Origin of the sequence: uncultured Pseudoflavonifractor sp., from assembly GCA_904419835.1 — a bacterium.
Lineage (GTDB): Bacteria > Bacillota > Clostridia > Oscillospirales > Oscillospiraceae > Pseudoflavonifractor.
Map to the genome: position 1 here is coordinate 1 of CAJFTA010000090.1, position 4,791 is coordinate 4,791.

The 4,791-nt window shown below is 66.8% G+C and carries 4 protein-coding genes; all 4 read right to left on the minus strand.

What is annotated here, in order from left to right; genetic code table 11:
• The coding region (gene xdhC, locus QZY67_RS11490) for a xanthine dehydrogenase subunit XdhC (protein ID WP_295370438.1) at nucleotides 1–462 on the minus strand (462 nt) is incomplete at its 3' end.
• On the minus strand, nucleotides 459–1,337 hold the full coding sequence (gene xdhB, locus QZY67_RS11495) for a xanthine dehydrogenase subunit XdhB (RefSeq protein WP_295370440.1): 879 nt from the start codon (nucleotides 1,335–1,337) through the stop codon (nucleotides 459–461). The genes xdhC and xdhB, both read right to left, overlap by 4 nt.
• A gap of 15 nt (nucleotides 1,338–1,352) precedes the next feature.
• Nucleotides 1,353–3,674 carry a xanthine dehydrogenase subunit XdhA gene (gene xdhA, locus QZY67_RS11500; protein WP_295370442.1) on the minus strand — a complete coding sequence of 774 codons (2,322 nt, stop codon included), beginning with the start codon at nucleotides 3,672–3,674 and terminating at the stop codon, nucleotides 1,353–1,355.
• Between the two features lie 214 nt (nucleotides 3,675–3,888).
• On the minus strand, nucleotides 3,889–4,791 hold a 903-nt coding region (ygeW, locus tag QZY67_RS11505; RefSeq protein ID WP_295370444.1), incomplete at its 5' end, for a knotted carbamoyltransferase YgeW.

Consider the following 4,791-nt stretch of genomic DNA (forward strand, 5'->3'; position numbering starts at 1 on the left):
CTCGTTGACGGCCCGCTCCACGGCGTTGAGGATGTTCTGGTAGCCGGTGCAGCGGCACAGGTGGCCGGAGATGAGCTTGCGCAGCTCGTCCCGGGTGTAGGTCCTGCCGGAGCCCACAATCTCCACGGCGGACATGATGATGCCCGGCGTGCAGAAGCCGCACTGGACGGCGGCCTCCTCCACAAAGGCCCTCTGAATGGGGGACAGCGCCCCGCTCTCGTCCTGAAGGCCCTCCACGGTGAGGATGGTCTTTCCGTCGGCCCACACCGACAGGTAGATGCACGAGTCAATGGCGGTGCCGTCCACCAGGACGGTGCAGGCGCCGCACTCCCCTACCTCGCAGCCCTTCTTCACGCTGGTCAGGCCCAGCCGCTCCCGCAGGGTGTCGGCCAGGGACTCCCGGGGGTCCACCGCCACCTCCACCGGCTTGTTGTTGACGGTCATGTGCAGAATTTCCATCACAGCGCAGCGCCTCCCTTCCTGGCCGCCTCCGCAAAGGCCCGGCCGGACAGCTCCTCCACCAGCTGGATGCGGAACTCCCTGGAGGCCCGCCAGCTGCTGCGGGGGCTCACGTCCGCCAGGGCGGCGGGGCCGATTTTTTCCGCCGCCTCGGCCACGCTCAGGCCCCGGACGGCGGCCTCGGCGCTGTAGGAGCGCATGGGCACCGGCCCGGCCACGCCGAAGGCCAGGGACACGTCGTCCACAGCCTGTTTGTCGTCGGTCAGCTTCACCATGCAGCTGACGCCCAGGGTGGCGATGTCCATGGCATTGCGCATGGCGTACTTGATGTAGTGCCCGGTGTATCCCTCGTAGTTGGGCCGGGGAATGATAATCTTCACCAGCAGCTCATAGGGGGCCAGGGCCACCTTGCCCACCCCCTTGTACCACTCGGCGATGGGGATCTCCCGCTCGCCTCTGGGGCCCCGCACCCGCATGACCGCGTCCAGGGCCACCAGGGTGGAGGCGGTGTCGGCTGAGGTGATGCCGTTGCACACGTTGCCGCCGATGGTGCCCGCGGCCCGGAGCTGGGGGCCGCCGGCGGTGTCCGCCGCCTCCCCCAGCACGGGGACGGCCTGGCGGATGATATCGCTGTATGTCACGTCCCGGAAGGTGGACAGAGGGCCGATCTCCACGGCGCCGTCCTCTCCCCAGGAGATGCCCCTGAGCGCGGGCAGGTCGTGGATGGACACCAGGCGGCAGCCGGCCAGCTTGCCCTCCCGGATTTTGATGAGCACGTCGGTGCCCCCGGCGATAACAATGGCCGAGGGGTCGGCCTGGAGGGCGGCAATGGCGTCGTCCACCGATTTGGCCTTATAGATGGATGCAATGTCGTACATACGCTCGACCTCCTCTCAGTTCTTCTCTTTGATGAGGCCGGCGGCGGTAAACCGCTCCACCAGCTTCTGGGGGTTCAGGGGCAGGTCGTCCACCGCCACGCCGGTGGCGCAGAGCACCGCGTTGCGCACGGCGGGGGCAACCGGGATGGCGGGGGGCTCGCCCAGGGCCTTGTTGCCGAAGGGGCCGGAGGGGTCGTCGGTCTCCACAAAGAGGGCGGTGAGCTCCGGGGTGTCCATGGCGGTGGGCAGCTTGTAGTCCAGCAGATTGCCGTTGAGGAGGCGGCCGGTCCTGCTGTCCAGCTTCATCTCCTCGCTCAGGGCGTACCCCAGGCCCATGCTCATGCCGCCGTGGACCTGGGCCTCGGCCAGCTTGGGGTTGATGAGTTTGCCCGAGTCGTGGACGTTGACGATGCGCAGCACCTTCACCTTGCCCACGGGAATGTCCACCTCCACCTCGCAGAAGCAGGCGCCGAAGGCAAAGGTGTTGTCCTTGCAGTGGTTGGTGACCTCCGCCGTCAGGTGGACCGAGTGGTCCAGGGAGTAAAAGGCGGTCATGGCCACGTCGGAGAGGGGCAGCAGCGCCTCGCCGGTGCCCGTGTCCACCACGTCCCGGCCCCGCAGGTCCAGGCCGCGGGGGTCCCGCCGGAGCATCTCACCGGCGTAGTCCAGGATACGCTCCCGCAGCAGGGCGCCGCACTTCTTGATGGCCTTGCCGGTGACATAGGTCTGGCGGGAGGCGTAGGCGCCGGTGTCAAAGGGGGCCACGTCGGTGTCCTGGGTGGAGACGATGTGCACGTCCTCGGTGGGCACGCCCAGGGCCTGGGCCGCCATCTGGGAGAACACGGTGTCGCCGCCCTGGCCGATCTCGGTGGCGCCCAGGTGGAGCTGGACGGTGCCGTCCTGGTTGAGGACCATGCGGGCGGAGGAGGTCTCCAGGGAGATGGGGTACACGCCGGTCTTGTAGGAGAACACGGCCATGCCCACGCCCCGGCGGACGGGACCGGTCTGGTCTTTGTACTTCTCCCGCAGCGCCTTCCAGCCGATGAATTCCGCGCCCCTGTCCATGCACTGCGCCAGGCCGGTGGAGTGGCAGGTGATGCCGTTGAAGGGGTCCACATAGCCCAGGGGCATGATGTTTTTCCGGCGAAACTCCAGGGGATCCCAGCCCATTTCCCGGGCAATGTCGTCCATGAGGCACTCGGCGGCAAAGTTGCACTGGGGGATGCCGTAGCCCCGCATGGCGCCGGGGGCGGGGATATTGGTGTATACGGTGTAGGCGGTGGAGTGGTGGCCCACGGCGTCCTGATAGAGCTGGCGGAAGCCGGTGACGGCGTTGGCCACAATGGCGTTGCCGTGGGAGGCGTAGCCGCCCTGGTTGCTCACCGCCCGGCAGGACCGGGCCATCAGGCGCATGGTGGCCGGGTCCACGGCGGCCTGCACGTCAAAGGAGATGGGGTGGCGGGAGCGGGTGTTCTGGAAGGTCTCCTCCCGGCTCACGTCCAGCTTGACGCACCGGCCCCCCACCTGGGTGGTGAGCCAGGCGTTGAGGGGCTCGTAGAGCACCTCCTGCTTGTTGCCGAAGCCGCCGCCGATGTAGGGCTTGATGACCCGGACTTTGCCCCAGGGAATGCCCAGGGCCTGGCCGATGACCCGGCGGACGATGTGGGGGATCTGGGTGGAGGAGACCACGGTGATGCGGCCGTGCTCCATGTAGGCGTAGGAGATGGGGTTCTCGATGTGGCAGTGCTGGACCTGCTGGGTCCTGTAGTGGTGCTCAAAGGTCCGCAGCTCCGGGTCGGCGAACACATCCTCCACAGAGGCATATCTGCCGCTCTTGATGGGGGTGCGCAGGTCCATTTTGGCCAGGATGTTGTCGGGGTGCTCGGCGTGGATGGGCTCCCCCTCCCCCTTCATGGCCTCCTCGGGGTCCAGCACCACGGGGTACTCCTCGTACTCCACCTTAATCTTGTCCAGGGCCCGCTGGGCGGCGATGGCGTCCTCGGCCACCACGGCGGCGATGTCGTCGCCGTAGATGCGCACCCGGCGGGTGAGCAGGGTGCGGTCGGCCACGTCCTGGTGGCCCTTCTCCACACTCCAGGGGTGGCCGGGGGTGGGGTATTGAATCTGGGGCGCGTCGAAGCATGTGAGAATCTTCACCACGCCGGGGACCTTCATGGCCTCGGCGGTGTCAATGGCCTTGACCACGCCGTTGCCGATGGTGCTGTGGAGCACCTTGGCCACCAGTACGGGGCCTTCGTGAAAATCATCGGTGTATCTGGCCCGGCCGGTCACCTTGTCCTCGGCGTCCACCCGGATGAGCGATCTTCCGACTTCCATGGGGCACACACCTGCCTTTCTCAATTCAGCGGCACGTTCCAGCCGTCTGTTTCAAGTCAAGTATACCGCATTCCAGGCCAAAAGGAAAGGAGCTTTGTCCGAACCGCAGGGCGAAGTACACAAAATATCAGCCGGCCCAAAATATTTTCTACGGCAGGACGCGCCGCCCTCCGGAGCTCAGGTCCGAAGGGCGGCGCGCTGCGGCTCTATCCGGTTATTTTCCCCTGCGGGGACGGGCCTCCTGCTGGAAGCGCCGGAGGGTCTCCACCGGGTTCTGGCACTGGGCCAGGAGGATCATGGCGGCGATGATGTAGGGCTTGTAGCTGGCCTCCTTGTACAGCTCGTCCCGGTACCGCTCAAACACGGTGGCGGCCACCTCGCCCTGCTGGCAGGACACGCCGGTGATGTCGGCGGGCAGGCAGTGCATGTACAGGGCCTTGCCGCCCTTGGTCATGGCCATGCGGCTCTCGGTGCACTCCCAGTCGGTGTGGAGGGCGTTCTGGGCCAGCAGCTCCTTCTCCAGAGCCTTGATGCCCTCGGCGTCCCCCCTGCCGTACAGGTCGGTGCGCTTTTCCATGGCGGCGAAGGGGGCCCAGCTCTTGGGGTAGACAATGTCGGCGTCCTGGAAGGCCTCGTCCATGGAGTTGGTGCGGGTGAAGGAGCCTCCGGAGCGTTTGGCGTTCTCCGCCGCCAGGGCTTCCACCTCGGGCATGACCTCATAGCCCTCGGGGTGAGCCAGCACCACGTCCATGCCGAACCGGGTCATCAGGCCGATGACGCCCTGGGGCACGCTGAGGGGCTTGCCGTAGCTGGGGGAGTAGGCCCAGGTCATGGCAATCTTCTTGCCCCGCAGCTTGTCCACGCCGCCGAAATGGCGGATGAGGTGGAGGGCGTCGGCCATGCACTGGGTGGGGTGGTCGATGTCGCACTGGAGGTTGACCAGGGTGGGCCGCTGCTCCAGCACCCCGTCCCTGTGGCCCTGCTCCACCGCGCCGGCAACCTCCTTCATGTAGGCGTGGCCCTTGCCGATGTACATGTCGTCCCGGATGCCGATGACGTCGGCCATGAAGGAGATCATGTTGGCCGTCTCCCGGACGGTCTCGCCGTGGGCGATCTG

Coding starts and splice junctions, on each gene's coding strand:
- xdhB (WP_295370440.1), bottom strand. CDS start 1,337: ATGTACGACATTGCATCCATCTATAAGGCCAAATCGGTGGACGACGCC.
- xdhA (WP_295370442.1), bottom strand. CDS start 3,674: ATGGAAGTCGGAAGATCGCTCATCCGGGTGGACGCCGAGGACAAGGTG.